Source organism: Actinoplanes sp. NPDC051343, assembly GCF_044455125.1.
GTDB lineage: Bacteria > Actinomycetota > Actinomycetes > Mycobacteriales > Micromonosporaceae > Actinoplanes.
The window spans coordinates 114,238-140,956 of the sequence record NZ_JBITEL010000015.1 but is presented as its reverse complement, the minus strand read 5'-3'; the positions used below and the strand labels follow the sequence as shown (position 1 = coordinate 140,956).

General features: G+C 69.5%; 27 protein-coding genes and 1 tRNA gene. 13 read left to right on the top strand and 15 right to left on the bottom strand.

The window, feature by feature from the left end:
• Positions 1-4 precede the first annotated feature (4 nt).
• Positions 5-1,216 (bottom strand): amino acid deaminase/aldolase, encoded by a 1,212-nt coding sequence (locus ACIA5C_RS39040; RefSeq protein WP_396064654.1) that lies wholly within the window; start codon positions 1,214-1,216, stop codon positions 5-7.
• Positions 1,217-1,453: 237 nt separating this feature from the next.
• On the opposite strand from ACIA5C_RS39040, the gene tmk reads away from it, so the two are divergent.
• The gene (gene tmk, locus ACIA5C_RS39035) at positions 1,454-3,739 is read left to right on the top strand and encodes a dTMP kinase (RefSeq protein WP_396064652.1); all 2,286 of its coding nucleotides are present in this window, start codon (positions 1,454-1,456) and stop codon (positions 3,737-3,739) included.
• 362 nt (positions 3,740-4,101) lie between these two features.
• On the opposite strand, the gene ACIA5C_RS39030 is transcribed toward tmk, so the two are convergent.
• The 4 genes from ACIA5C_RS39030 to ACIA5C_RS39015 form a co-directional block, all read right to left on the bottom strand.
• Positions 4,102-5,295: a DNA polymerase III subunit delta' gene (locus tag ACIA5C_RS39030; RefSeq protein WP_396064345.1), complete on the bottom strand. Its 1,194-nt coding sequence runs from the start codon at positions 5,293-5,295 to the stop codon at positions 4,102-4,104.
• A gap of 325 nt (positions 5,296-5,620) precedes the next feature.
• On the bottom strand, positions 5,621-6,232 hold the full coding sequence (locus ACIA5C_RS39025; RefSeq protein WP_396064342.1) for a hypothetical protein: 612 nt from the start codon (positions 6,230-6,232) through the stop codon (positions 5,621-5,623).
• Positions 6,232-6,534, bottom strand: a complete 303-nt coding sequence (locus tag ACIA5C_RS39020; protein WP_396064340.1) for a hypothetical protein — start codon at positions 6,532-6,534, stop codon at positions 6,232-6,234. Before ACIA5C_RS39020 ends, ACIA5C_RS39025 begins: the two co-directional genes overlap by 1 nt.
• A 1-nt stretch (position 6,535) precedes the next feature.
• Positions 6,536-6,862, bottom strand: a complete 327-nt coding sequence (locus ACIA5C_RS39015; protein ID WP_396064338.1) for a YbaB/EbfC family DNA-binding protein — start codon at positions 6,860-6,862, stop codon at positions 6,536-6,538.
• A 412-nt stretch (positions 6,863-7,274) separates the two neighbouring features.
• On the opposite strand from ACIA5C_RS39015, the gene ACIA5C_RS39010 reads away from it, so the two are divergent.
• Positions 7,275-8,126 carry a hypothetical protein gene (locus ACIA5C_RS39010; protein WP_396064336.1) on the top strand — a complete coding sequence of 284 codons (852 nt, stop codon included), beginning with the start codon at positions 7,275-7,277 and terminating at the stop codon, positions 8,124-8,126.
• A gap of 66 nt (positions 8,127-8,192) precedes the next feature.
• Positions 8,193-8,732, top strand: coding sequence for a type 1 glutamine amidotransferase domain-containing protein (locus tag ACIA5C_RS39005; protein ID WP_396064334.1), 540 nt, complete (start codon positions 8,193-8,195; stop codon positions 8,730-8,732).
• Positions 8,733-8,789: 57 nt separating this feature from the next.
• Here ACIA5C_RS39005 and ACIA5C_RS39000 read toward each other — a convergent pair whose 3' ends face one another.
• Positions 8,790-10,145, bottom strand: coding sequence for an LPXTG cell wall anchor domain-containing protein (locus ACIA5C_RS39000; protein WP_396064332.1), 1,356 nt, complete (start codon positions 10,143-10,145; stop codon positions 8,790-8,792).
• A 487-nt stretch (positions 10,146-10,632) separates the two neighbouring features.
• On the opposite strand from ACIA5C_RS39000, the gene ACIA5C_RS38995 reads away from it, so the two are divergent.
• Entirely contained in the window at positions 10,633-11,469 is an 837-nt protein-coding gene (locus ACIA5C_RS38995) for a stage 0 sporulation family protein (RefSeq protein WP_396064330.1), read from the top strand.
• On the opposite strand, the gene ACIA5C_RS38990 is transcribed toward ACIA5C_RS38995, so the two are convergent.
• On the bottom strand, positions 11,460-13,220 hold the full coding sequence (locus ACIA5C_RS38990; RefSeq protein ID WP_396064650.1) for a metallophosphoesterase family protein: 1,761 nt from the start codon (positions 13,218-13,220) through the stop codon (positions 11,460-11,462). The genes ACIA5C_RS38995 and ACIA5C_RS38990 overlap by 10 nt on opposite strands.
• Positions 13,221-13,377: 157 nt before the next feature.
• On the opposite strand from ACIA5C_RS38990, the gene ACIA5C_RS38985 reads away from it, so the two are divergent.
• Positions 13,378-13,451: transfer RNA gene (locus ACIA5C_RS38985), tRNA-Thr, on the top strand.
• A 56-nt stretch (positions 13,452-13,507) separates the two neighbouring features.
• On the opposite strand, the gene ACIA5C_RS38980 is transcribed toward ACIA5C_RS38985, so the two are convergent.
• Positions 13,508-13,966: a DUF2231 domain-containing protein gene (locus ACIA5C_RS38980; RefSeq protein ID WP_396064328.1), complete on the bottom strand. Its 459-nt coding sequence runs from the start codon at positions 13,964-13,966 to the stop codon at positions 13,508-13,510.
• 679 nt (positions 13,967-14,645) lie between these two features.
• Between ACIA5C_RS38980 and ACIA5C_RS38975 the strand changes: the two genes are divergently transcribed.
• The 5 genes from ACIA5C_RS38975 to ACIA5C_RS38955 all read left to right on the top strand — a co-directional run bounded on the left by ACIA5C_RS38975 (position 14,646) and on the right by ACIA5C_RS38955 (position 17,542).
• Positions 14,646-15,086, top strand: a complete 441-nt coding sequence (locus ACIA5C_RS38975) for a DUF6232 family protein (RefSeq protein ID WP_396064326.1) — start codon at positions 14,646-14,648, stop codon at positions 15,084-15,086.
• 184 nt (positions 15,087-15,270) lie between these two features.
• Positions 15,271-16,185: a helix-turn-helix domain-containing protein gene (locus ACIA5C_RS38970; RefSeq protein WP_396064324.1), complete on the top strand. Its 915-nt coding sequence runs from the start codon at positions 15,271-15,273 to the stop codon at positions 16,183-16,185.
• Positions 16,186-16,257: 72 nt separating this feature from the next.
• Positions 16,258-16,452 (top strand): DUF397 domain-containing protein, encoded by a 195-nt coding sequence (locus tag ACIA5C_RS38965; protein ID WP_396064323.1) that lies wholly within the window; start codon positions 16,258-16,260, stop codon positions 16,450-16,452.
• A gap of 310 nt (positions 16,453-16,762) precedes the next feature.
• Positions 16,763-16,960 carry a DUF397 domain-containing protein gene (locus ACIA5C_RS38960; RefSeq protein WP_396064321.1) on the top strand — a complete coding sequence of 66 codons (198 nt, stop codon included), beginning with the start codon at positions 16,763-16,765 and terminating at the stop codon, positions 16,958-16,960.
• A gap of 60 nt (positions 16,961-17,020) precedes the next feature.
• Positions 17,021-17,542 (top strand): DUF6226 family protein, encoded by a 522-nt coding sequence (locus ACIA5C_RS38955; RefSeq protein ID WP_396064319.1) that lies wholly within the window; start codon positions 17,021-17,023, stop codon positions 17,540-17,542.
• Here the strand turns inward: ACIA5C_RS38955 and ACIA5C_RS38950 are convergent, their stop codons facing one another.
• The 3 genes from ACIA5C_RS38950 to ACIA5C_RS38940 are packed head-to-tail and all read right to left on the bottom strand — an operon-like array spanning position 17,543 to position 19,940.
• Entirely contained in the window at positions 17,543-18,748 is a 1,206-nt protein-coding gene (locus tag ACIA5C_RS38950; protein ID WP_396064317.1) for an MFS transporter, read from the bottom strand.
• The gene (locus ACIA5C_RS38945; protein ID WP_396064315.1) at positions 18,745-19,314 is read right to left on the bottom strand and encodes a TetR/AcrR family transcriptional regulator; all 570 of its coding nucleotides are present in this window, start codon (positions 19,312-19,314) and stop codon (positions 18,745-18,747) included. The genes ACIA5C_RS38950 and ACIA5C_RS38945 overlap by 4 nt, the downstream gene beginning before the upstream one ends.
• Positions 19,311-19,940: a sugar O-acetyltransferase gene (locus ACIA5C_RS38940; RefSeq protein WP_396064313.1), complete on the bottom strand. Its 630-nt coding sequence runs from the start codon at positions 19,938-19,940 to the stop codon at positions 19,311-19,313. Before ACIA5C_RS38940 ends, ACIA5C_RS38945 begins: the two co-directional genes overlap by 4 nt.
• 41 nt (positions 19,941-19,981) lie before the next feature.
• On the opposite strand from ACIA5C_RS38940, the gene ACIA5C_RS38935 reads away from it, so the two are divergent.
• Complete coding sequence (locus ACIA5C_RS38935) at positions 19,982-21,112, top strand: geranylgeranyl reductase family protein (RefSeq protein WP_396064310.1); 1,131 nt, start codon at positions 19,982-19,984, stop codon at positions 21,110-21,112.
• On the opposite strand, the gene ACIA5C_RS38930 is transcribed toward ACIA5C_RS38935, so the two are convergent.
• From ACIA5C_RS38930 to ACIA5C_RS38915, 4 genes are read right to left on the bottom strand one after another with little or no spacing between them, the layout of a single operon-like run.
• Positions 21,107-21,670, bottom strand: coding sequence for a DinB family protein (locus ACIA5C_RS38930; protein WP_396064308.1), 564 nt, complete (start codon positions 21,668-21,670; stop codon positions 21,107-21,109). The genes ACIA5C_RS38935 and ACIA5C_RS38930 overlap by 6 nt on opposite strands.
• Positions 21,667-22,953: an MFS transporter gene (locus ACIA5C_RS38925; protein ID WP_396064306.1), complete on the bottom strand. Its 1,287-nt coding sequence runs from the start codon at positions 22,951-22,953 to the stop codon at positions 21,667-21,669. The genes ACIA5C_RS38930 and ACIA5C_RS38925 overlap by 4 nt, the downstream gene beginning before the upstream one ends.
• Positions 22,953-23,438, bottom strand: a complete 486-nt coding sequence (locus tag ACIA5C_RS38920) for an NUDIX domain-containing protein (protein ID WP_396064303.1) — start codon at positions 23,436-23,438, stop codon at positions 22,953-22,955. The genes ACIA5C_RS38925 and ACIA5C_RS38920 overlap by 1 nt, the downstream gene beginning before the upstream one ends.
• 23 nt (positions 23,439-23,461) lie before the next feature.
• Complete coding sequence (locus ACIA5C_RS38915; RefSeq protein ID WP_396064301.1) at positions 23,462-24,382, bottom strand: Ku protein; 921 nt, start codon at positions 24,380-24,382, stop codon at positions 23,462-23,464.
• A gap of 96 nt (positions 24,383-24,478) precedes the next feature.
• Here ACIA5C_RS38915 and ligD (ACIA5C_RS38910) point away from each other — a divergent pair, with 96 nt between their 5' ends.
• Positions 24,479-25,432 (top strand): non-homologous end-joining DNA ligase, encoded by a 954-nt coding sequence (gene ligD / locus ACIA5C_RS38910; protein WP_396064299.1) that lies wholly within the window; start codon positions 24,479-24,481, stop codon positions 25,430-25,432.
• Positions 25,422-26,330 carry a non-homologous end-joining DNA ligase gene (ligD, locus tag ACIA5C_RS38905; protein ID WP_396064297.1) on the top strand — a complete coding sequence of 303 codons (909 nt, stop codon included), beginning with the start codon at positions 25,422-25,424 and terminating at the stop codon, positions 26,328-26,330. Before ligD (ACIA5C_RS38910) ends, ligD (ACIA5C_RS38905) begins: the two co-directional genes overlap by 11 nt.
• The last annotated feature ends 389 nt before the right edge of the window (positions 26,331-26,719 follow it).

Below are 26,719 nucleotides of genomic sequence, written 5' to 3'. Positions count from 1 at the left end.
CGCGCTAGCCGAGGAAGGCATGGCCTTCGCCCCGGTAGGTCGGGGCCGGCGCCGCTGACTCGCCGTCGACCAGCTGCAACTCGTTGACGTGTTCGCACAGTTCGCCGGCCTTGGCATGACGGAACCAGACCCGGTCGCCGGGCCGCAGGGTGTCGGCGACCGGTCCGAGCAGGGGTGTCTGCACCTCGCCGGCGCCCTCGTCGGGCTTGAACCGCAGCCCGGCCGGCAGGTAGGGGCTGGGCTGACGGGACTTCTCGGCCGGCCCGGAAGCGATCCAGCCGCCGCCGAGCACGGTGGCGATCCGTGGCGCCGGGCGGCGCACGACGGAGAGCGCGAAGAACGCCGCCGGCGTCGGCCGCCAGGCCCGGTAGGCGTCGAAGAGCGTCGGACCGTAGAGCCCGGAACCGGCGGTGACCTCGGTGACCGCCGGATCCGCGCTGGTGGCGGCCACGCTGCCGGTGCCGCCGCCGTTCACGAACTCCAGGTCGGCGTACTGCCGCACCGCGGCCACCGCGTCGGCCCGCCGCCGGATCAACTCAGTGAGCGAGTTCTGCTGCATCACCTGGATGACCCGGCTGCGCACGGCGTTCGGCAACAGGTCGCCCACCCCGGCGATCTGCGCCTCGTAGGACATCATGCCGACCAGGCGAAAACCGGGCCGGGCCACGAGACGGCGAGCCAGGACGGCCGCTTGCGCGGCCGAGTGCACCGGCGATCGGCGTACGCCCACGTGCAGCGGCCCTGGTTTCCAGGAGGAATCGAGGTCGAGGCAGAGGCGTACATCCGGCCGCTTGCCCGGCGACGTGACCTGGTCGATCAGGTCGAGGTGGGCCGGATGATCCACCATGATCGAAATGGCGCCGGCCAGCTTCGGGTCCGAGGTCAGCTCCCGGATCGCGGTGCGATCGACTGTCGGGTACGCGACGAGGACGTCGTCAGTCACCCCTTCGCGGACTAGCCAGACCGCCTCGCGCAGGGTGTAGGCCATCACTCCGTGCCATCCGGGGCGGGCCAGCACGCGCTCCAGCAGGGTCCGGCAGCGTACCGACTTGCTGGCCACCCGCAGCGGCTTGCCGGAGGCCCGTTCGACCAGCTCGGCAGCGTTGTCGTCGAAGGCGGCGAGGTCGACCGCGGCGATCGGCGTCTCGAGGTGGGCGGTGGCCCGGTCAAGGCGCTTCTGCAGGCGAGCTTTAGAGGATCCAGTGAGGTCGACGATCACCGGTGCACGGTAACCCGTCGAATGACAATGCGAAATACCTTCATTTATGCGCCACCCGAACGTGCAGCACCGGGGAAGTCGAGGTCGCCGGATAGAGTGCTCCGGGCAGGGATCACGGGAGGTACGACCATCGACACCGAAACCCGCGACACCGGACCGGTCGAGGTAGACCTCTCCGGCGTTGCCGCCCTGCGCTACGTGCTGCGGGTACGCGGCTTCCGCCGGCTCTGGATGGTGCTCAGCGTCGCCTCGCTCGGCGACTGGATCGGCCTGCTGGCCACCGCGCTGTTCGCGTCGTCCCAGGTCAGCAGCAGCGCGGCCAAGGGTGCCGCGTTCGGTGGCACGATCGCCGTACGCCTGTTGCCGTCGCTCGTGCTCGGCCCGATCGCCGGCGTGATGGCCGACCGGTTCGACAGGCGCTACACGATGGTCGTCACCGACCTCATCCGCTTCGTCTTCTACGGCTCGATCCCGCTCGTGCCACTGCTCGGCTTCACCGGCTCGCAGTCCGTGGCCTGGGCCGCGATCGCCACGTTCGTGGGAGAAGCGGTCACCCTCATCTGGGTGCCGGCCAAGGAAGCGGCCGTACCCAACCTCATCCCGAAGTCGCTGATCGAGGTGTCCAACCAGCTCACGCTGATCACGACGTACGGCATCACCCCGATCGTCGCGGCGCTCGGGCTGTCGTCGCTGACCGGAATCGCCCAGCACTCCGGCATCGTCCTCGCCCATTGGGCCGAACCCACCCAACTGGCGCTCTGGTTCAACGGCTTCTCCCGGCTCGCCACCGCGCTTGTCGTCTTCTTCGGCATCAAGGAAATCGGCGGCAAGACCGCCGAACGCGCCCGGCAAGCCCAGCGCAGCATGTTCCGGCAGTTCCTCGACGGCTGGACCTACATCGGCGGCACGCCCCAGGTACGCGGCCTGGTGCTCGGCATCTTCGGCGCGTTCGCCGGGGCCGGCGTGGTCGTCGGCACGGCCAACGTGTTCGCGGTTTCGCTGGGCGCCGGCCCGGCCGCGTTCTACCTGCTCTTCGGCACCCTCTTCATCGGTCTCGCGATCGGCATCGCCGCCGGCCCGGTAATCGTGAAGGAGCTGTCCCGCAAACGCTGGTTCGGCATGAGCATCGTCCTGGCGAGCGCCGCCGTGCTCGTCATGGCGGTCGCGTTCCACCTGGTCGTGGCCCTGATCGGCGCGCTGCTGGTCGGCACCGGCGCGGGCATGGCATTCCTGGCCGGCACCACCCTGCTCTACAGCGAAGTCGGCGACGAAGTCCGCGGCCGCGTCTTCGCCGTGGTCAACATCGGCACCCGCATCGTCCTGCTGCTCGCCGTCGCGGTCTCCAGCACCCTGGTCGGCCTCGGCAGCTCCCGCCGCGTCAAGGTCGGCAACGTCGGCGTCGACGTGTCCTCGACCCGCGTCCTCCTGCTGATCGCCGGCGTCATCGGGCTCTGGGCAGGCATCGCCGCGTTCCGCCAGATGGACGACAAGCGCGGCGTCCCCATCCTGGCCGACCTGTGGGGCTCGATGCGCGGCCGGCCGCTCTCCCCGGCCGAGGAGTTCGTCCGCAGCGGTGTGTTCGTGGTCTTCGAGGGCGGCGAGGGCGCCGGCAAGTCCACCCAGGTCACCCGCCTCGCGTCGGCCCTGCAGGCCGAGGGCCGCGACGTGGTCGTCACCCGCGAGCCGGGCGCAACCGACGTCGGCTCACGCATCCGCGGCCTCCTCCTCGACAAGGAGTCGGCCCCCGCCCCCCGGGCCGAGGCTCTGCTCTACGCGGCCGACCGCGCCCACCACGTCGCCACGGTGGTCCGCCCGGCCCTGGCCCGCGGCGCCGTGGTCATCTCCGACCGCTACGTCGACTCCTCACTGGCCTACCAGGGCGCCGGCCGCACTCTGCCGGTCCAGGAAATCTCCTGGCTGTCGGCCTGGGCGACCGGCGGCCTCAAACCCGACCTGGTCGTCCTCCTCGACGTCGACCCCGGCGTCGGCCTGGGCCGGGTCGACTCCCGGGGCGAGGGAGCCGACCGTTTGGAAAGCGAGTCCCGAGCCTTCCACGAACGCGTCCGCTACGCCTTCCTCGACCTGGCCGCAGCCGACCCGAAGCGCTACCTGGTACTCGACGCCGCCCGCCCCGCCCCCGAAATCGCCGAAGCGGTTGCGGGCCGCCTGACTCCCCTCCTCGTGACGGCGAGCGCCCCGCACCCGGCCCCGGACCCCGCCGCCGACCCCTCGGCCCCCGACGCGGCCGAAACCGCGCCCGTCGCGGGGGCGCAGGAGACAGCTCCTGCCTCGAAGGCCACCCCGTCGGGGGAACCGATCGGCGTCCCAGCCGGTGGCGCACCGACGGTCGCGACGCCCGCGTCCGGCGCATCCGCGGAGATGGCCGCGGCTCCCCCCGCAACCGCGGGCCAGGCGCGGCAGCCGAAGGATCAAACGCCGCCACCGCTCGAGGAGATCGCCGAGGTGCTCGGCATCGACGACGAGGCTCCCGCCGACCCGCCTCACAGCGCCCGTCCGTAGCCGTTCCACTCGGCCCACGTCCCACCGCGCCGGTCCTCGCCCGCAATGGACGGCACCGGACGCAGCCGATTGCTGACGAAGCCGCCCGCGCCTACTGCGGGCTCCTGATGCCGGCCCGCGGTTCCATGGGCGTGCGTGCCGTCCGGAGAGCCCTCCCTGGCGCCCCGGGGACCTGCGCTGCGTTCCCGTGGGTCAGCTGGAAGCCGTCGGCGCACACGCTGGCGGCTCACCGCCGGGGAGGTCCGGCCCGCGCCACCGGGCGTCGTTTCGATCGGTGGGGCAACCTTCTCAGCCGGATGCGCGAGGCGGCCCCTGGCCGGCACGTCTCGCCGCGCGTTCACCGGCTCTGCGACTGTCTTACCTCAGCCCCTCCAGAGGCTGAGCATCATCGCCTCGACCGCGATCTTCGGTTTGACGTTCTGCTCGATGGCGTCGCGGCAGGCGAGGATCGCCTCCAGGCGGCGGAGGGTGCTTTCGGCGGTCCACTTGTCGGCTGCGGCTTCGGACTGCTGTGCGGTGTCGGTGTGTACCACCGGGACCGGTGCTTGCAGCTTGGTGATCAGCACGTCGCGGTAGAAGCCGGCCAGGTCGACCAGGGCGCGGTCGAGCGCGTCGCGCTGGGAGCGGGTTGCCCGCGACTTTTGCCGGCGTTCCAGGTCTTTGAGCTGGCCGGCGGCGCCGCGCATCGCGCTCGCCGCGCCGCGGCCGGTGCCGCCGGCGCCCAGGGCCTGCTCCAGGGCTGCGCGCTCGGACGAGTCGCTCTCGACGACGGCGGCCGCCGCCTCGGCCTCGGCCGCCGCGATCAACGCCGACGCGGCGTCGAAGCAGGCGCCGACGCTGCTCAGCCGCCGCGGGACCGCCAGCACCGCCTCGCGCCGCGCGCGGGCCTCGTCGTCGTTGGCCAGGCGCTTGGCCCGCCCGACGTGCCCCTGGGCCGCCGCGGCCGCCCACGCCGCCACGTCGGGCTTTATGCCGTCTCGCCGCACCAGCACCTCGGCCACTGCGTCGGCGGGGGGCTGGCGCAGCGGCACGACGCGGCAGCGCGACCGGATGGTCACCGAGATGTCGTCGGGGTGGGTCGACGGGGTGCAGAGCAGGAACACCGTGCGCGGCGGGGGCTCCTCGATGGCCTTGAGCAGCGCGTTGCCCGCCTGCTCGGTGAGCCGGTCGGCGTCTTCGATCACGACGACCTGCCACCGGCCGCCCGACGGCGCGCTGGCCGCCCGCAGCACCAGGGCCCGCATCTCGCCGACCCCGATCGAGAGGCCCTCCGGCACGACGAACCGCACGTCGGCGTGCGTCCGGCCGAGGGCGGTGTGGCAGCCGTGGCACTCGCCGCAGCCGATGCCGTCGCGCTCGCACTCGAGCGCTGCCGCGAACGCCCGGGCGGCCACCGACCGACCCGACCCCGGCGGGCCGGTGAAGATCCAGGCGTGAGTCATGGCGCCCGCGGGGACCGACTCGCCGGCCACCACCCGAGCCGCCGACGCGGCGGCCCGCCGAAGCGTCTCGACCGCCTCGTGCTGCCCCACCAGATCTGCGAAGAGGTCAACCACGCCCGGAATGGTATTGCGACCCACCGACAAAAAGCTTCCTCACCCACCGTGATGACCCAGAACTCACCGTGACGAACCGGAACAGGCTCATCCGGATGGACGGATGTCGATCAACGGTCGGCCGACCCATGGGCGCCCGGTCGTTCCGTCCTGCCCGACCAAAGTTCCGAACGGCGCGTGACCCCGCGACAACGGTCGATGAATGGCGTTGAGTGGTTTTAGACCTGCGGGGGGTGCAGGAGGTCGCGGCGCCGCATTCGGACACAGTTTCTGCATGCGGCGCCGCGTCCGTACCGGAGTCCACGATGGACCGCTCGGCGCCGGACTACATCGGCAGTGCCACGGTCAGGTCGGCGGAGCTGCGGATCAGCTCACCCGCGTACTCATAATTGTCGGCAACCACCCGCAAGACCGACGCGGCGATGTCTGCCGCACCCAGGATGTCGGCTTCGCCCGGCGGCATGCCGCCGGCGACGGTGAGCGCCGCCGCCTCGGTCGAGCTCAGCGCCTCGGCCAGCGCCCGCGCCATGTCGTCGCGAGTCTGCTGCATCCACTCCCGCAGCGCCTCAGCCAGGTCTGCGGTGGCCTCCATCCGCTCGTCGAGGCTCTCGTCACCCCCGCTGAGCTGGGCTGCCGTTCGCTGCCGAGTCTCGTCGTAGGCGTCGGCCGCCTCGCCGGTCCACGCGTCGGGCGGCGGCAAGGCCGCCGCGACCTCCACACACGTCCGGGCCTCGGCCCGGATCTCCGGCCCGGCTTCGCCGAGCGCGGCCGGCCTCAGCGTGGCGACAGCACGTGCCGCTTCTCCCGGCAGCAGGCGTACGCGTCGAAGCTCGCCCCAGACGCGATGATCGCCCGGCGCGCCCACCACCGAGAGCATCTGATCGACACGGTCGAGCATCGGTCGCGCGGTGTCGAGCAGGTCGTCGAGCCGGTCCATCACACCTCCCGGGTGAGGCGCCGACGCACCAGATCGTCGGTTTCGTCGTAGTGCCGCACCGTTGTCCGCACCGATTGCGCCAGGCCGGCCAGGCGCGACGCGGCGCCACCCGCCTCGCGTGACCGCGCGTCGAGAACCGCCGACCAATGCTCGTGCAACTCGCGCCCGAGCCGGCCCGGCAACCCGCCGCCCGAGCCGGCCGCCCCGAACGCGCCGGCGGCCACCGCGTGGCCGGGCAGGCGTTTGTCCATCATGGTCAGCGTGTCGGCGGCTTGTTCGAGCCGGTCGGCTAACTGGTCCATATCAGGACTCTCCCAATGATCGAAACTTGCCGAAGATTTCGCCGTGCAATTTTTCGCGGGCCCACCGAGCCGCCTCGGACGCTTTGGTCACCACCGTTTTGATTTCGCGCGCGAACTCCGCCGGATCGCGGTCGCGGAGGCTCACGTTAATGCACACGTCGCGAATGTCGCCCGCCGCCGACACGATCACTTCGATCGAGTTGTCGGGCGAATGCACGGAGACCAAATGCCCCGCCACCGCCTTGTCGAACTCCGCTCGCAGGTGCTCCAGCCGCGCATAACGGTCAACTGCCTCATCGATCCACGCCTCGTCGATCTCGCGGCCCACTAGCTGGCTCCTTACCGCGCGTCAGGGCGCCGTCGCGTTCCGGGATCAGACCGTATCCAATTCTCGGACACCCGCGCTACACCCCGTTCACCCCCTGTGGATAACCTCGGCTTGCGTCTGCCCACTGAGGACTGATCAGTTATCGACGGCGGCGTGTGAATACCACCGTATCCAGCCCCGTGACTTGCGGTTAGACCGATAAAAGAGCAGCCGCCAGCCACGCGACCGGAGCGACCGTATGCAAGAGCTGCAACTTCCTGAAATGGATCTCCAGCCGGTTCGTGTGACCAGAGCGAGGCTGAATGCCACGGTCGGCCCGACTCGGCACACTCCGGCCATGCCGCCCCCACCGGTCGCCTATCGCCTCCGCGACAGCCCTGACCCTGGGCCCGCACGAGGACTGCGAGTGGTCGTGCCCGTGCGAGTCGCCCTGCTCGTCGTGTTCGTGTGGCTGATCGCGGCGGCCGGCATCGCAGCGGCATGGGCTATCGGATATCTCACCCACGCCCCTGGCCTCCAGCGCGGCGCGTCCGCGGCGGCCCGGTACGGAGGCGCCGTCTTCGTCGGCCTCGTCGCACTCATCGCGATCGGCGCTGTCGTTCGGCTGGTGGTGCGGACCGTGGTCGCGTTGGTCGGCTCCGTCTTCGCCTCGGGGCGTACCACCAAGGGCCCGAGGAAGCCGCACGGATTGGTCGGTGTGCGCCCGGCGGCCGATGTCAGGGTGGGCGCCGTCGCGTTGCCCATCGGGCCCGGCGAGGTGCCCGACGATCCGGAACTCGCCAAGTGGCTGAAGATGCGGCGACCCGACTACAAGTACTGCCTGGTCCGCGTCGTGTGCTCGGTCGACGGCCGGGTGGACGGCCTCATCGTGACGGTGCGGCTGACGTCGGACACGGTGGCCGGACCACAGCCCCAGGTCGTCTCGATGTTGCCGAAAACGTCCAGATCCGACTTACGGGTGAAGAGGACCGTCAAGTTCGGCGCCAACCTCAAGCTGATCGAAGCGTCGCGCGAGGAGGAGACCAACGAATCCCGCGGACCGACGGCGATGCTGGCGCGAGGCGAACTTCAGCAGCTCGCCACGTGGACGCTTACCCGGGCGGCGCATCTGGACGAGGAGAAGCAGTTCCTGCTCGTGGTCGAGCGTCCGGCGTCCGTCAAGGCGTCGGCGACCATTCATGTGACCGCGACGATGACGCACTCGGACGGGCCCCTGGCTCTGGACTCCGAATACGCCGGCAACCCACTTGATCTGAGCTCCTGAACGCAGCGTTTGCGCGAGCCGCCGTCGGGCACCCGGGTTATCGGCAACGACGGAAGGAGCCGAATCATGACCGCCTCGCTCAAGGGCAAGCGGGTCGCTTTCCTGGCGACCGACGGCGTGGAGGAAGTCGAGTACACCGAGCCGCGCAAGGCGGTGGAGGGCGCGGGCGGAACGGCCGAACTGCTCTCGCTCGACACTGGCAAGATCCAGGCCGTCAACCACATGGACAAGGGCGGGACCTACCCGGTCGATCGCCTGGTTCGCGACGCCGACCCCGGCGACTACGACGCGCTGGTGCTGCCGGGCGGCGTCGCCAATCCCGATTTTCTGCGTACCGATGCCGATGCGGTCCAGTTCGTGCGGGGCTTCATGGAGTCCGGGAAGCCGGTCGCCGCGATCTGCCACGGGCCGTGGACGCTGGTCGAGGCCGGCGTCGTTTCCGGCCGGACGCTGACGAGCTGGCCGAGCCTGCGCACCGATCTGGCCAACGCGGGTGCCACCTGGGTCGACGAGCAGGTTCACGTCGACGGCAACCTGATCACCAGCCGCAAGCCGGACGACCTCAAGGCCTTCTCCGAGGCTCTGCTCGACAAGTTCTCCGCCTGACATGCCGGTGGGGCCGAGCGCAGGCTCGGCCCCACCGCGCGGGGGAATCGGTAGTGGCTAGGGGAGGGTGCGGCGGCGACGGCGGCCGACCAGTACGGCGGCCGCGCCGGCGATCAGAAGGGCAAGGCCGCCGGCGGCGATCAGGCCGGCCTGCGAGCCGGTGATCGGCAGGGCGGCCGCACCGCCGGAGCCGGAATCATGGTGGACGGCCTCGGGCGCGAGCGCGGCGGCCTCGAGCAGGCCGACGCTCATCTGGGCGACGACCGTGGAGTTCACGTCGCCGTACCCGTCCTTGCCGCGACCGTCGGACTTGCCGCGCTTGTCGGAGTCCGATGTGCGGCCCTCGCTGATGGCAATCTTGATTGCGGAGGCCTTGGCCGCGACGGCGTGGGCCTTGGTCACCCGGCGCACATCGCCCAGCGAGATTCGGACGGTGACGCCGTCCGCAACGGCCGGGGCCGACTCGCTGTCCGGCGTGCCCAGCGACGGCAGGCCGGGGATGCTCGGCAGCGGGAGCGCGGAGACCGGCAGCAGGCCGTCGACCTTCGGCAGGCCGCCGAGTGTGGCGGATTCCGAGGAGTGCTGGTCGCCGCCGATGGAGACGTCGGCCCAGTCGCCGGCGGCCGTCAGGAGCTTCTTCTTGCCGTCCGGCCCGGTGACCTCGACCTTCGCCGGGTGGTATTCGACCTGGCCGCCGGTGGTGGTGCCCATGCTGACGGTCAGGGTCGGCTGCTTGAGCACCTTGACCGTGACCTGGCCGTCGGCCAGGGTCAGCTTGCCGGCTTCGATGGTGGCCGCGGCTGCCGAACGAGGTTCGTTGCCGTCGCGTGCCATGGCGGTCGAGCTCAGGCTGGAAATCTTGTTCGAGGTGTGCAGCAGGTCGAGCAGGTCGACGCGCTTCAGCGCGGCCGACGAGTGCGCCGCTTCCCCGACGGCGTTCCCGCAGGCCATCGCCGTCTCCCACTGAGCGTGCGTGCCCAGGTCACCGGCGCCGTAGCCGAGCGGCCCGGCCGAGCCGGACGCCGTGTGGCGGGAAGCGTCGGCGGAGTTGGGCGGCGCCGACTGGATGAGCGGCTTGCTGAGGGGTCCGTCCCCGTCGACCATGCGGCCGACCGCGATCGCGTTGGTGCGGGCGTCGGCGATCATCGCCGTCTTGGTCTCGCCGAGACCGACGCCGGCGACCGAGGACGACGAGGAACCGCCCGACGTCTCCTCGACCGGGCCACCACCGCCCTGTCCGCCGGTGGCTTTGCCGAGTGGGCCGCCGGCGGCGGTGACGCCGCCGTTGGCGACGGACTTCAGGAGGTCGCTGGTCCCGCTGAGGAACCCGGTCACTCCCTGCCCGCTGTCGCCGAAGTCGCCGCCGGTGAGGTCCGGCGCCGATCCCAGCAACCCGTTGGCGGTGTCGGTCACCGACTGGCTCTCGCCGCGCGAGTCGCCAGAAGACGAGTCCCCAGAAGACGAGTCCCCAGAAGACGAATCCCCAGAAGACGAATCCTGGGAACCGGACAACGGGCCACCCGAAGAGGACGAATGGGACGATTTGATCTTTGGGTGCTCCAGATCCGGGCTCGTGTGCCACGCGAGCCGGTCGATCCGAAGCATCTCCGCGCCCGACTGGGCGGCATAGTTCCCGGCCTGTTCGCAGGCGGCGGGTGCCGCGTAGGCGGGTGTTGGCGCGGTGAGCGAGCTCGCGAATCCGAGCGCGATGACACTGGCGGCCAGCGATCTGGCGGGCGTCATGGCAGTTCCCTCCCGAGGTGTGCCGAGCTGAGCGGCGTCTACGGGTCTGCCCAACGACGGTCAATCCGGGCGGTTGCGTCCCATCTATCCGACAACCCCGGCGGGTACCCCAAAACAGGCATTTGGTGCGCCCGGAACGGCGTCGTAGGGTAGGTGCATGGGAATGCTGTGCGCGGTCAGCTTCAACCGGTACGGCCGCCTTTATTACCTCGACCCGGGTGATTTTGCCCCGCAGGTCGGCGATCGCGTCCTCGTGCCGACCGACGACGGTCCCGAGGTGGCCGAGTGCGTCTGGGCCGCGCAGTGGGTCGACGAGGACACGAGCGGTTTCCCCCGGGTCGCCGGCCTCGCCGATGACAGCGATCTGCGCCGCGACGAGCTGCTGCGCAAGCGCAAGGCCGAAGCCAAGGTGGCCGCCAAAAAGCTGATCAAGGCGCACGAGCTGCCGATGAAGGTCGTCGCCGTCGACCACGTCCTCGAGCAGGGCGGTTCGGGTGGCGCTCGCACGACGATCTACTTCACCGCGCCCCACCGGGTCGACTTCCGCTCGCTCGTCCGCGATCTGGGCGCCACCCTCCACTGCCGGGTCGAGCTCCGGCAGCTGTCGGCCCGCGACTCGGCCCGGGTGCAGGGCGGCATCGGTTCCTGCGGCCGCGACCTGTGCTGCGCCACGTTCCTGACCGACTTCGAACCGGTCACGATCCGCATGGCCAAAGACCAGGACCTGCCGCTCAACCCGCTCCGCATCTCGGGCGCCTGCGGCCGGCTCATGTGTTGCCTCAAATACGAGCACCCGCTCTATACGAAATTTCAGGCATCGGCGCCCGCGGTCGGCTCCCGGGTCACCACGCCCGAGGGCGACGGCCGGGTGGTCGCGCACAGCGTGCCCAAGGACGCGGTCGTCGTTCGCCTCGACGCCGACGGTTCCCGCTGCTCGTGCAGCCGCGCATCGGTGTGTGGCCCACGTCAGAGCCACGAGGAACGCTACAGCTGACGGCCTCCCGGCGTACCCCCGGAAGCGGAACCGTCAATCGGCGAAAGGCCACCGGGGGTTGCGCCGGCGGCCGAAGCCGCCGGCGCCGGGCGTACGACGATGGGCGGCTCGATCCGCCGGACCGTGTACGGTTTTGTCGGCTTCAGCCACGGCATGTGCGCCTCGGCATCGGGGTCGGCCGCCCAGTCCTGGCAGATCTTGTCGATGCCGAGCGGGTGGATCGTCAGCGTGCCGTCGGTCGCGACGTGCATCCGCAGGAAGCTCTTGGCATCCTCGATGCCTTGACCCGCGAACAACTCGTTGACGTTGACGTCGAACCACAGCCCGGCGATCAACAGGTAGAGCGCCATCAGCTGGGTCGACAGGAAACCGATGATCGGCCCGTAGGCCACCGCGGCCACCACCAGCGGACCCGGCCAGGCCCAGTTGTGCGGCGGCAGGTTGATCCAGGCCCAGGCGCCGAGCACCGCCAGCCCGATCTGGGCCGCACCGTTGAGGACCCCGAGGATCCAATGGCGTACGTGCTTGGGTGCGCCTGCCCTCGGCGGCTGGGCGAACAGGATCGTGCCGCCCATGATGATCACCAGCATGATGACCAGCGGGATGCTGAACAGCCGCTGGACGCTGCCGCCCTGGCTGGCCGCGCCGGCCATCGCCAGCATGGTCAGGGTCTGGATGATGCCGAGCATCGTGGCGAAGCCCGGGTTGCGCGCCGGCACCCGCCGGAAGACGCCCCAGCCCATGCGCCGCGAGGTCGCCTCGTCGGGGAAGCGGGAGACGAGGTCGTATTTCTTGCTTTCGCTGCGGCTGCGGGTCAGCGTGCCCTCGGCCGGCACCGTGAGCTGCTCGGGCAGTTGGTGGGTGCCCAACAGGTAGGCGCCGCCGCCGCCGCAGGTCAGCAGCTCGCGGTCGGCGCCGTGGTAGCGCGCGTAGTGGTGGAGGTCGCCGGAGACCAGCACCCGGACGTCGGCGCCGCGCGGCTCGAGGATCATGCGGATGAAGTAGTCGATCGCGTCGTAGACCTCGGGCTGGTCGGCCGCCTTGACCCACTTCGGCGACGGCGTCATCAGCACCACCCGGTCGCCGGGCTTGATCTCGCGCGCCGCCTTCTCGAAATAGAGCAGCTGCGGATCGTCGATGTACGCCTCGAACTGCTCGTCGATGCCGAACAGCCACCAGTCCGCGGGCAGCTTGACCGCGAAGTAGGACCGCCGCTGCTCGGTGCGCCACCCGCCGATGTGCCCGTCCTTGCGGCGCGCGAACAGTCGCAGGAAGGCCGTCAGGCCGTCGTACCAGTCGTGGTTGCCGGGGAGCGCGAACAGCACCGGCTGCGGTGAGTCGGCCGGCGCCTCGGGCAGCGCCGCGCGGTAGGGGCCCTTGGTGCGGTTTTCGTAGTTGTCTCCGCTGGCCACCGGGTACGTCTCGTCGCCACCCATCAGCAGCAGCCGGCCGCGCGGGAGCCGCTCGCCGCCCTCGATCTCGAGCTCGGGCAGCGCCAGAGCATAGGCCACCGAGTAGGTCGGGTGGAAGCCGTCGCCCAGGTCGGCCACGAAGTCGATCCAGATCTCGCCGTCGGCCGTACGCGAGTGATCGAACCAGTTGGCCTCGAGCGAGTTCTGCAGCTCGCGTTTGTCGAGGTAGGCCCCGAACAGCAGGGCCCCGAGCGTCTGCAGGCCGGTGCGGATCAGCTGGAGCGGCGCCAGCCAGGGCACCGGGCGCCGCGGGATGAAACCCAGCTCCTGCGGATCCATGCTGCGCGGCCGGGGCGGTCCGGCGCGCCGAGGAGATCGCTGATCGTCACTCACGCCAGGCACCTTAGCCGGGGGTTACGACAAGCTGGTTTTCCGGCGACACGGGTCCAACCCCGGAGAGAACCCGTCCGGCCATGCCGTACACTTTCTCATCGTTGCCGCCTTAGCTCAGTCGGCTAGAGCGACGCACTCGTAATGCGTAGGTCGACGGTTCGATTCCGTCAGGCGGCTCATAGCGAAAGCCCAGGTCAAAGACCTGGGCTTTCGTCTTTTCAGGCGTCAATTCGTCAGAAGCCCCGGTGCTCGACCGCGGCCCGGGCGAAGCCCGGCGTACGCCCGTTGGCCAGCGAGCCGGCGAACCACGCGCCGAAGCCGCCGACCCCGAGGGCCAGCAGTTCGACCAGGAAGAGGCCCACGCCCACCTGGTGCTCGGGTTCGCCGACCCGGACCATCAGGATGACCGCGAACAGGATCAGCGTGGCCATGTTGAGAAGGAGCCGCAGCACGCCGATCCGCTTGGTCACCGGACGCCGGACGAAGACGAGGTCGATGGCGCCGGCCACCACGGCCAGCCCGCCGGCGACCAGGCCGGCGATGACATTCCAGTAGGCCAGGGAGCCCAGGATGCTGGGGCCGCCGGACAGGTCGGCGACGTCGAAGATTCCGGCCATCACGAACAGCCCCAGAGGGAATGCCACCAGGATGGGTTGCACCGCTTGGCCCGCGATGCGGAGTCTGCTCTCCATGCGGGTCCTGCCTTCCCACCTGCGTACTCACAGGTTTGTCGTGGCTCTTTGCGACATCTGGCCTACCCGGGACCTACGTCGATAAAACGCCGGGAGCCGCCCCAAGTGACGTGCCACGCACCCGCCACTCGGCATGTACGCAATCTGCAAGGTGTCAGGTTGTCGCGTGGCGGAGTGCCTCATCGCGTGCTGTACTTATCAGTAGAGCACTTCAGGGCTGTGCTCTAGGCGAGAAGACGCAAGTAACGAGAAACGCAGCGGCACCCGGCGGCAACCGGGTGTCGCTCGTGCCTCTGGACACTGTGACCGAGGGCGGCAACACCCGGACCGAGCGAGGCAGGGAATTCTCTCTGCGGCCCATCTTGTCGCGCGCATGCACGAGCCGCAAGGTGCGCAGCCGCGACGTTCGTCATCCGCACCGACAACCGCCTCAACCAGGTTCCTCGCAATCTGCAACATGGCACCTTGAGGTATGGCGATCTGGCTGATGGCCATGCTTCACTGGTCGCACAAGGGCGGAACTTCACCACATAAAGGAGCGCAGGCACCCGGCGGCAACCGGGTGCCTTGTCGCCTCTACCGCCCGCCAGATCGGCACGTCGATCCGAAGTGTGGGGCGGGAATTCTCTCTGGTTCGTCCTTCCTCACGCGACACAGGCGACGGGGAGGGGAGTTTGTCTTGCGCACCTACTACGACGGTCCCGACGCTCTCGTTACCGACCATCACTTCATCTGGAGGACCGACCCGCTGCGCGCCTTCATCATCGGCGACCTGCGGGACGTACGCCTCGTGCAGCGTGACGTGGGCAGCCCTCGCATGATCATCGCGCTGGCGGCGATGGCCGCGGCGGCCCTGATCGTGGCGCCCGGATGGCTCCTCATCCACACCTTGGGCGGCCGGCTCGTGCTCGTCGGCGCGGCGGCGGCCGCGGTGAGCCTGGCTACTCTGGGCAGGCGTAGCGTTCATCAGTGGGAGCTTCGTGCGGCCTATCAGTCGCGTGAGGTGGTTCTCTACACGACACTCGAGATCAGAACGTTCAACCAGGTCACCAGGGCTCTGCGCCGTGCCGTCGAAGGCGACCGGAGGACTCGTGGCCACCAGCGGATGGCGGCAGCGTGAGTGATCACCGACGGGCAGCCAAACGTGACAAGTCTCGTTTTGGTGAATACCCACGTGCCCGGTTCGTCGTTTTGATAGGACAGTGGATAGCATGACGCGCGACCTCGCTGATTGCCGCATGGCAGCCAGCGAGGTAGCACGTTACTGAAGTCTTCTTCACCGACGAAGGACCGACGAAGTTCCTATGGCCGAGGAAGTCTCGCCCGCCGTCGCGCGCCGGCGCCTGCGCCTGGCTCTGCGCGACGCGAGAGAGCGTGCCGGAAAAACTCAGCAAGAAGTTGCTGAGCAGATGGAGTGGTCCCTCAGCAAGGTCATTCGCATTGAGGCCGGCGATAACACCATCGCCCCCAATGATCTTCGTCCCCTGCTCGCCTTCGTCGGCATCAAGGACCGGACGGTCGTCAACGATTTGATGGCGATCGCCAAAATCGCCCGCAAACGGCAGCGGCAGGCATGGTTCCAGAAGCCGGAATACCGCGAGCACCTCACGTACGCGATGCGGCAGCAGATCGAATACGAGGCGGAAGCCGAAGCCATTTGGTATTGGTCGGTCTTCTACATGCCCGGGCCGCTGCAGACGCCTGAGTACGCGCATGCCAACCTCGAGTCCTTCGACGACGAGGACCTCTCCGAGGAGCGGCGACGCTTTCGCGCCGACTCGCGCCGGCTACGGCGTGAGGTCGTCCTTTCCCGCCTCGGCGAACTCAAGATCTTCGCATTGCTCGACGAATCCGTCTTCCGCCGCCCGCTCGGCGGCCCCGACGTCTTCCTCGGCCAACTGCGAGAAATGCATCGGCTGGCTGCCGATGGTTTGATCAAGGTCCGGATGGTGCCCTTCGACTTCGAGGCCTCCGTGACCAACAACGCCACCTTCGACCTCCTGTCCCTGGATATGGACGACGAGGGCGCCGAAGTGCTGTACCGGGAGGTCGGCCTCAGTGACGAGATCATCGAGGACCGCACGACCACGCGGCGGCACCACGCTCGATTCGACAAAATCTGGAACGACGCCTACAACGAAGAAGACACAATCGACTTCATGCGTAGCCGCATATCAGATCTCGAGGCGTTGATCGAGCGCCGGAAGAACCCTGAGTAACTTTCGTAACAGGTCCGCAGCCTTGCTCGTCGAGGACTGCGGACCTGACTTGTGTGGAGAGGTTCGATAACAATGATCGACAACAACAACATCGCATGGCGCAAGAGCACCCGCTGCGGCAGCAACGCGTGCGTCGAGGTGGCCAAGGTCGACGGACAGTACCTGGTCCGCGACTCGAAGAACCCGCAGGTGTCCGCGCTCGCGTTCACCGAGGCGGAATGGGTGGCGTTCACCGAGGGCGTCGCCGCCGGCGAATTCCTTTTCTGAAAGTAGTCCACACCGTTCTTCCTAATGTGTGGACCACGCTTTAAAGTGTGGTACCGCCCTGCATCTCGAAGTGCAACCGAATCCGGTGACAGTTCCGGATGCAGGGCGGATCACCCGGCGCCGGATGGGTGCCATAGACGACCCTGCGCCAAGAAGATGCGACAAAAGTGTCGTTAGGTGACAAACGGTCCGTATTTTACCGTCAATGAGGGATGAATAGCTCGTCCCCCACTCTTCATTCATGCCGACTTCTGCCGACTGTCCGGCTCGTCCCTTAACGTGGATCCGAGGAACGTTAAGGAGGTGCTACATGATCGAGTCGACGGGAAAGCTGCGCTGGCACAAAGCTAGACGTTGCAACAACGGAGCATGCGTCGAAGTGGCACGGGACGGCGATCGGATCCTCGTACGGGACTCGAAGGCCCCGCAGTCCGCGCCACTGAAGTTCACTCAAGAGGAATGGGATCACTTCCTCGCCGGCGCTCGCGAGGGCGACTTCGATTTCTGATGGGGGCGGTTTCGGCAGATCAGCTGGGATGCCGCGGGCCGAGCGCGGCATACTGCGCTGGTGAGGGACTACCCGCACACCACCGACACGGAGCGCTTCGCCGTGCTGCATGAGACGGCCGACGCCCTGTTGGACGAGCTGGCCGAGCGATACATGGTCGAACGCCGCGAGACCAAGGAGCTGCTCGGGCCCGACGAGGCGCTCGTGCGGACAGTTCGGCTCATTCCCCGTACGCCCGCGGCGGCACCGCTGGCGATTTCCTTCACCGGCCTCCCGGGCCTGCGGGTGCGGCTCGGGAGGTGGTGGGTAGAGACCCTGCCCCGGTGCGGGTGCGCCGACTGCGCCGAGGACCCCGGGCACCTGGTCGAGGAGCTGCGGGTTCAGGCCAAGGCGTTGATCGAGGGCGGCCTGTGGGAACGGGTCCGGCGCGGCGTGAGCGGCTCGTGGTTCGAGACCCGGCTGATCGGTGAGGGCATCAAGGTCGGCCGCGAAGGGCCGCTGTCGTCCCGGGCAGCACGCAACGCCCGCCGTGGCGGCTTCGCCGTCGCCGTGCAGTGGGCGCCCTGGCCCCGCCGCTCCTGATCAGCGGGCTTCGGGGAGCGGGCGCAGCGCGCCTGCCAAGCACACCGCCAGGGCCAGCAGGGCGGCTACGGCGATGAGGCTGTGCTGGATCGTGACGTGGTTGCCGAGGAAGCCGATCAGCGGTGGGCCGCCGAGGAAGGCCAGGTAGCCGATCGAGGTGACCGTGCTCACCCGCGGCGCGGCGTGGGCCGGGTCGTCGGCGGCGGCGCTCATGCCGACCGGGAAGCCGAGCGAGCTGCCGATTCCCCACAGCAGCACCCCGGCGAAGGCGAACGGGGTGGCCGGCCCGAACACGAACAGCAGCAGACCGAGCAGGGCGACCACGGCCAGCGCCCGCAGCACCGGGACCCGGCCGAACCGGTCGAGCAGGTGCGGGCCGTACCAGCGGCCGACGGTTATCGCGGACAGGAAGACGGCTAAGGCGAGAGTGCCCGCCACCGCCGGGGCGCCGTAGTCGTCGATCACGGCCACGCTCACCCAGTCGATGCCGGTGCCCTCGGTGAACGTAAGTGCCAGCACGAACAGCCCGATCAGCAAGGTGCGCGACTCGCGCCAGGGTGCCGAAACGCGCGACCAGCGGGACGGCTGGGCGGCGCCGGCGACCACGACCGGGTCGGGGGCGCCCTCGTCCGGCAGGAAGTTGCGGACGCCGAAGACGACCACGACGGCGGTCAGGACGGCGCAAAGCAGCAGGTGGCCGGTGACCGGTACGTGCAGCGCGACCGCGGCGGCGCCGGTCAGCGCGCCGGCCACGGTTCCGACGCTGAAGCCGGCGTGGAAGCGGGGCATCACCGGCTTGCCCAGTCGCCGTTCGACCAGCGCGCCCTGCACGTTCATCGAGACGTCCCAGGCGCCGTTGGCGAAACCGAGCAGGAACAGGCCGGCCCAGACCGGCGCCACGCCGTACTGGTAGCCGATCGCCGCGCCGCCCAGGCCGGCCATGAACAGCACCGACATCGCGGTGACGGTGCGGCGCGAGCCGAAATGCGCGGCGATCTGGCCGGCCAGCGGCAGCGAGACCACCGAGCCGGCCGCGATCGCGAGCAGGACCAGGCCGAGGTGGGCGGGGCTGAGGTCGAGACCGTCGCGGACCTGCGGGATGCGGGCCGCCCAACTCGAACCGGCGAAGCCGAGCATGATGAAGGCCGCGTAGACGGCACGGTTGGCCGAGCGGACGCTCGGCTCGACGCCCACGGCGGTGGTCACCCGGGGACGCCCACGAAACGGGCGATTATCGTACGGGTCTCGGCGCGGCTGAAGGTCGTCGTGGACAGCGTCATGTGCATGACCAGGCCTTCGATCAGCGCGTCGACGCCGCGGGCGGTCACCGGGTCGACGAAGCGTTCCAGCACGGCGCGTGAGCGGCGCATCCAGGACTCGGTCACGTTGCGCAGCGCCGGGTTGCGCAGGGCGGCGAGGTAGAGCTCGTACGAGACGGTCCACTCCCGCGGGTCCTGGTCGGCGTCGCCGCTGATCAGGGAGGTCACCGCGTCGACGAAGCCGGCCAGATCCCGTACGTCGTCGAACCGCGCCGCGTAGCGCGGCGAGATGCCCTCGGCGAAACGTTGGAAGGCCTGCGTGAGCAGGTCTTCCAGGGTGGCGAAGTGATAGGTGAGGGAGCCGAGGGGCACGTCGGCGGCGGCCGCGATGCGTCGGCTGGTGGTGCCCGCGACGCCGTGCTCGGCGATCACGTCGATCGCCGCGTCGATGATCCGGCTCTTGCGCTCGGGGTCGTAGCGCCGCGGCGAGCGGGCGGCCGGCACGGCGGTCACCGCTCGGCCCACCCGGCAACGCGGCCCGGCTCGCCGCCATCGGACATGCCGGCCGGGCCGGCCTCTCGGGATGTGTCGACCGCGCGGAGCACGCGGGCCGGGCTGCCGGCCGCGACCACGCCCGGGGGCAGGTCGCGGGTTACGACGGCGCCGGCGCCGACCACGGTGTCGTCGCCGACCGTGATGCCGGGGAGCACGATTACGCCGCCGCCGAGCCAGACGTTGTGGCCGATCGTGATCGGCTTGGCGGCCTCCCACTTCGCGCGCCGCGGCGTCGGGTCGACCGGATGCAGCGCGGTGAGCAGCTGCACGTTCGGTCCGATCTGCACGTCGTCGCCGATCGTCACGGTCGCGACGTCGAGGCTGATCAGGCCGAAGTTGGCGAACGTGCGGGCGCCGACGAAGGTTTGGTAGCCGTAGTCGCAGCGGAACGGCGGCCGGATCTCGCTGCCCTCGCCGAACGCTCCCAGCAACTCGGTCAGCAAGGCGTGGCGCAGTGCGTCGTCGGTCGGGTCGGCCGTGTTGAGCCGGTGAGCGAGCGACGCCGCCCGGCGGGCGTCCCGAGCCAGTTCGGGGTCGTCGGCAATGTACAGCTCGCCGGCGAGCATGCGGTCGCGCATGTTCATGTGTACGAGCGTACACAACTGGACTGATTAGAATCCCCCGCGTGATCGAGCAGCCCTGGGATGTCGCGGTGGTCGGTGCCGGCCCCGCCGGATTGGCCGCGGCGCACGCCGCCGCCTCGGCCGGAGCCCGCACGATCGTGCTCGAACGGGCCGAGCACCCGCGCTACAAGACCTGCGGTGGTGGCCTGATCGGCACCTCGCTCGGCATCGCCGGCCCGCGCATCGAGGTGCCGGCCCGCGACCGCATCGACCGCATCACGTTCACCCGCAACGGCCGCCTCGCGATGACCCGGCACGGCGGCTCGCGTCCGATCCTGACCATGGTGCGCCGCGACGACTTCGACCACGCCTGGTATCAGGCGGTGGTTGCGCTGGGTGCGACGGTCCGGCAGAACGCACTTGTACGCGCGATCACTCAAGACGACAGCACGGCGACCGTCACGTTGAGCGACGGCACGGCGATCACCGCCCGCGCCGTCATCGGCGCCGACGGCTCGGCCGGCATCACGTCGCGCCACGTCGGCGTCACGTTCCAGCAGCAGGACCTCGGTCTCGAGGTCGAGCTGGCGGCCGGCGAGCGGGACCGCGCGGAGTGGCGGGGCCGGGTGCTGCTCGACTGGGGCCCCTACCCCGGGTCGTACGGCTGGGTGTTCCCCAAGGACGACGAGCTCACGGTCGGCGTGATCATGGCGAAGGGCCATGGCGCCGAGACCAAGCAATATCTGCAGGACCTCGTGGCCCGGCTCGGGCTGGCCGACCGCAAGGTGGTGCGCGACTCCGGCCACCTCACGCGCTGCCGACGCCCGGGCTCGCCCCTGGTCAAGGGCCGGGTCATGGTCGTCGGTGACGCGGCCGGGCTGCTCGAGCCGTGGACCCGCGAAGGCATCAGCTATGCGCTGCGTTCGGGGACGTGGGCGGGCGAGGTCGCTGCAGGTGGGGGCGAGCTCACCGCGTACGGGAAAAAGATCGACCAGGAACTCGAGCCGGAGATGACCGCCGGCCGTCATCTCCTCGATGTCTATGTGCGGCACCCCAATCTGGTGCATGCCTCGATGGGGACGCCGCTCGGGTGGCGCGCCTTCCAGGCTTTCTGCCGGGGCGAGCTGTCGATGGCCCGGGTCCTGCGGAGCCGCGGCATCCACGCCGCCGCGCGAATGCTCGGGAGTCTATGAAAAGCGCGCGCGGTAGAGGTCACGCAACGTGCCGATCTCGCCGCCGTGGTGCATCGTCTCACGGTTGAGGTGGAGCACCAGCTGGGCCATCGACTGGTCGGCGTAGAAACCGCCGCGCGGGCCCAGCGGCTCGAGCAGCTGCTCCTCGGTCATCTCGCGGACGCCGTCGGTCCACCAGCGATAGCTCTTCTCGAGCAGGCCGACCGCCTCGACGGCATTCGCCGGAAGCTGTTTCGGATAGTGTCGCGGGTCGGCCATGTCGGCATCGGCGGGCACGCTGCCGTCGCCGAAGAAGGTGCTCGCCCGGGCGTAGAAGACGCCGACCGCGATGTGCACGATGCGCCAGGCCAGCGTGGTGAACGGCGGCGGTTCCGGGTGCGGCCAGACGCCGTGGCCGTCGATCTGCATGGCGCCGTGCTGGTCCGGCCGGACCGACCAGCAGTCGTCGACCGGCTGCCAGAGGTATTCCTGGTCGGTCAGGCCCTGCACGCGGGGCCACAGGCTGTAGTCCCAGTAGAAGCCGAGCTGGTCGTCGATCAACGCGCTCACCCAGTTCATCGGACCCCCTGTTGTGCGAGCCACGCCTCGTCGGCCGCTCGCTTGATGGCCTGACCGTCCTCACCGTTGTAGCGGAAGAAGCGGGGGAGCGCTGCCCCGAGCGCGATCGTGCCGGCGATGCAGAGGGCACCGCCGACCCAGATCGAGCCGCCGACGCCGAGGCGGGTGCGGGCCATCGTGCCCGAGCGGAGCTGGCCGAGCAGCGGGCCGGTGGTGTACGACAGCAGCTCGATGCCGGCCAGGCGTCCGCGCAGGTGATCGGGGATGGTCTGGTTCCAGATGATGTCGCGGAAGATGCCGGAGACGAAGTCGGCCGCGCCCGCGAAGGCCAGGCAGAGCAGGGTCAGCCAGAGCAGGTGGGACAGGCCGACGCCGAGAATGCCCAAACCCCAGAAGGCTGCTGCGAGCAGCACCATCAGGCCATGCCTCTGTACGCGCGCAGTCCACCCCGAAAGCAACGTCGCGAGCATGTCGCCGGCGGCCGGGGCGGCGTAGAGCAGACCGAGCACCTTGGGGCCGCCCAGCTGCAGGGCGAGGAACGGGTAGAGCGCCTGCGGCATGCCGAAGAACATCGCGTTGATGTCGACCAGGTAGGTGCCGAGGAGTTCGGGGCGGGAGCCGGCGTACCGCACGCCGGTGATCACCGACCGGACCGAGGGGCGGTCGGCGTCCGGTGGCGGCGGCACGGCCCGGACCAGGGTGAGGCAGATCAGCGAGAACGCGAAGGTGGCCAGGTCGAACGCGTACGCCCAGGCCAGCCCGAACGCCGACAGCAGGAGGCCCGCCGAGGCCGGGCCGAGAAGCTGGGCCACGCTGAAGCCGAGGGACCGCAGGGCCATCGTGCCCGACAGTTCCTCGGGGGTGACAATGCGGGGGATCATCGCCTCGAGGGCCGGCCGCTGGATTCCGTCGATGCAGGCGGTCAGGGCGGCGATGACGTAGAGCAGCCACAGGTGCGACGAGCCGGCGACCGCGTTGACCAGCAGCACGCCGGTCAGGGCGGTGAGCGCGAACTCGCCGCCCCGCACGAGCAGGCGACGATCGAGGTAGTCGGCCAGGGCGCCCCCGACGAACGCCATGACCAGCAGCGGGATCAGCTCGCACAGGCCGAGCAGGCCGACCGCGAGCGGGTCGCCGGTCTGCTTGGCGACCTGGAACGGGATCGTGACGTAAGTGATGAACGACCCGAAACCCGACACGGTGCCACCGAGGAAGACCAGGCGGAAGTCCCGGGACGTACGCAGCGGGGCCAGGTCGACCCCGAGCCGTTCGATCAGGCCCACTACTTGAGGACCAGGCGGCCCGTGGACTCGAAGGTTGCCAGGTCGGCCAGCGTCTCCTGAACCACGAACGAGTTGTTGGGCAGCGCGTCGAGCGGGAACCAGCCGGCGTCGACCGACTCGTCGGTCTGGCGCTGCAGCTCACCCTCCCAGGTGTGGATCCGGAACGACATCAGGATCTGCTGGTACGAGTGCCCGTAGTCGTTGGTGTATTGGTAGGCGCTGTAGAACGCGAACGGGGTCAGCGAGGTCGCGCGCAGCCCGGTCTCTTCCAACACCTCGCGGATCGCGCAGTCTTCCATGCTCTCGCCCAGCTCCATCGCCCCGGCCGGGATCGCCCAGTGCCGGTTGTCGGAGCGCTGGATCATCAGCAGCCGATTTTGGTCGTCGAGCAGCACGCCACGCGCTCCGACGAAGAGAATGGTGTCGGTGTCGCCAACACTGGCCCGCACCTTGCCGAGGTAAGACTCTGCCCACGTCAATGCCACGGGGCAACTCTAGTCAGGTCTCCTCAGGCGGACTTCTTGGCCGCTTTCTTCGCGGGCGCGGCCTTCTTGGCGGGGGCTGCCTTCTTCGCCGGAGCCTTCTTCGCCGCGGCTTTCTTGATCGGAGTGGCGGCTTCGACCTCGGCCGCGCGCTTCTCGGGCGCCTCGCCGCGCGCCTTCTTGGCCCGCTCGACCGACGCCTTCAGCGCCGCCATCAGGTCGACCGCGGCGGCCGGCGCCTCCTCGGACTCCTCCGGCTGCACCACCTCGCGGCCCTCGACCTTGGCGTCGATGACCTCCTGCAGCGCCGTCCGGTAGTTGTCGGTGAACTCGTCGGCCTTGAAGCTGCCCGCCATCGAGTCGATCAGCGAGCTCGCCATCGCGAGCTCGGCCGGGCGGGTCTCGATGTCGTCGTCGAGGAAGCCGAAGTCGGGGGTGCGGATCTCGTCGGGCCACATCATGGTGTTGAGCACCAGCACGTCGTCGCGGACCCGCAGGGTGGCCAGCTGCTCCCGCTGGCGAATGGCGATCTTGACGATCGCTACCCGATCGGCGTCCTGCAGGGCGTCGCGCAGCAGGACGTACGGCTTGGCCGCCTGCCCCTCCGGCTCCAGGTAGTACGCCTTGGCGAACAGGATCGGGTCGATCTGCTCGGCCGGCACGAACTCCAGCACGTCGATCGCACGGGACGTGCTCAGCGGCAGGTCGGCGAAGTCCTCATCGGTCAGGATCACCATCTCGCCGCCGCCGATGTCGTACCCCTTGGCGATGTCGTCGAAGCTCACGACCTCGCCGTCGATCGAGCACGTGCGCTGGTACTTGATCCGCCCGCCGTCGGTGCGATGCACCTGGTGAAAGCGGATGTCCTTCTCCTCGGTCGCGGAGTAGAGCTTGACGGCGATCGACACCAGGCCGAACGAGACGGCACCCTTCCAGATCGCCCGCATCAGAAGACTCTCCTAACCCGCCGTTAGTTTTCCCTGATCAGGATGGCATTACTGAGACGCCTGCGTAAGGTGTTCCGTCCTGCCTATGGTGATCGGGTGCCCGGTGCGCCGTTGTCTCCGATGCTTGCCACCGCCGGTGCGCTGCCGGTCGGCCCGGAATGGAGCTTCGAGTTCAAGTGGGACGGAGTACGCGTCCTCGCACTGTTCGCCGGAGGTCCACCCGAGCTGTTCGCGCGCTCCGGTGCGGTGGTTACTGCCGCATACCCGGAAATCGCCGATCTCCACCTCCCCGAGGGCACGCTGCTCGACGGCGAGATGGTGGTGCTCGACGCGGCCGGGCGGCCGTCCTTCACCGCCCTCGCCGAGCGCATGCACGTGCGGGATCACAACCGGGCGGCCCGGCTGGCGGTGACCGCGCCGGTCACGTACATGATCTTCGACCTGCTCTATCACGACGGGGACGACTACACCGGCCTGCCCTACCTGGCCCGGCGGGAGCGGCTGGAGGAACTCGGCCTGGGCGGGCCGCGGTGGATGGTGCCGCCGTCGTTCGGCGACGGGCCGGCCACCGCCGACGCGGCCCGGGAAAACAGCCTCGAGGGCGTGGTCGCCAAGCGCAACGACTCGGTCTACCTGCCCGGTGCCCGCTCAGCCGAATGGATCAAGGTCAAGTTCGATCGGACCGGCGACTACGTGATCGGCGGGTGGCGCTCGGGCGCCCGCAAGCTGGGCGGCCTGCTGATCGGCGTGCCGACCCCGGACGGGCTGGCGTTCCGCGGGCGGGTCGGCGGCGGCATCGGCGCGGTGGCCGAGAAGGAACTGCTGGCGCGGCTCCAGCCGCTGGCCACCCGGGCCTCGCCGTTTGCCGACGGGGCAGTGCCGCGCGAGGATTCCCGCGGCGCGCACTGGGTGAGCCCTTCGCTGGTGGTCGAGGTGCGCTACGGCAACCGGACGCCGGACGGACGGTTGCGCTTCCCCCGGTTCCTGCGGTTGCGTGATGACAAGACGCCGGAAGAATGCGCCTACGAGGAGGAAGACCATGGCTCCTGAACGCTTCGTGGTCGCGATCGACGGCCGCGACCTGGAGCTCTCCAACCTCGACAAGGTCCTCTACCCGGCGGCCGGCTTCACCAAGGGCGAGGTGATCGACTACTACACCCGGATCGCCCCGGTGATGCTTCCCCACCTGGCCGGCCGCGCGGTCACCCGCATCCGCTTCCCCAACGGCGTCGACGGCATCCACTTCTTCGAGAAGAACAAACCCGGCGGCACGCCGTCCTGGGTGCGCCTGGCGACCCTGCCCGTGCCCGGCTCGACCAAGAGCCGCGAGACGATCGACTTCGTGGTCGTCGACGACCTGGCCACCCTGGTCTGGCTGGCCAACCTGGCCGCACTGGAACTGCACACCCCGCAGTGGAAGATCGACGCCGACCCGGATCTGCTCGTCGTCGACCTCGACCCGGGCGCACCGGCCGGGCTGCGGGAGTGCTGCGCGGTCGCGGTGCTGATGCGGGACCGGCTGGAGGCCGACGGCATCGCGGCCTATCCGAAGACGTCCGGGAAGAAGGGCATGCAGCTGTGCTGCCCGATCTCGGGGTCGCAGGATTCGGAGCTCGTCAGCGCGTACGCGAAAAAGGTGGCCGAGGAGCTGGCGGCGAAAGTCCCCAGCGGAATCACCGCGAAGATGGCCAAGGCCGTCCGGCCGGGCAAAATCTTCATCGACTGGAGTCAGAACGCGGCGGCGAAGACGACGGTGACGCCCTACTCGCTGCGGGCGCAGGAGCAGCCGACGGCGTCGACGCCGCTGACGTGGGACGAGGTCGAGGCGATCGGGACGGGCGTGGAAGAGGCTCGGCAGTTCACCGCGGCCGAGGTGCTCGAGCGGGTGGAGCGGCACGGTGACCTGCTCGCCGACCTGCTCTCGCCCGGCCCGGCATTGCCTGTGTGATGGATCAGCCTGTGTGATGGATCACACCTGAAGAGCCAACCGGATCGCGGCCCGGGCGTCTATCCCTGCGACAGTGTTTCCTCTTCCACGCAGGAGAACCCATGCGCAGATCCACCCGTGCCCTGGTCGTCACCTTCGGAGCCGTCGCGGTAGTCGTGGCCGGCGGCCTGTCGGCGGCCGCCTTCGCCGGAACCGGGAAGCCGCGGCCGGTCCCCAGCGTCTCGACCGCCGTCCCGGTTCCGGCTTCTCCCGCCGGCCCTAGTGCCAGTGCGACCGCTGCCCCGGCTTCTCCCGCCGGCCCTGGTGCCAGTGCGACCGCCGCCCCGGCGTCCTCCGCCGCCTCTCCGGGGGGCCCGACCGCGAGCGCGCTGCCCGTCACCAGGTAACGA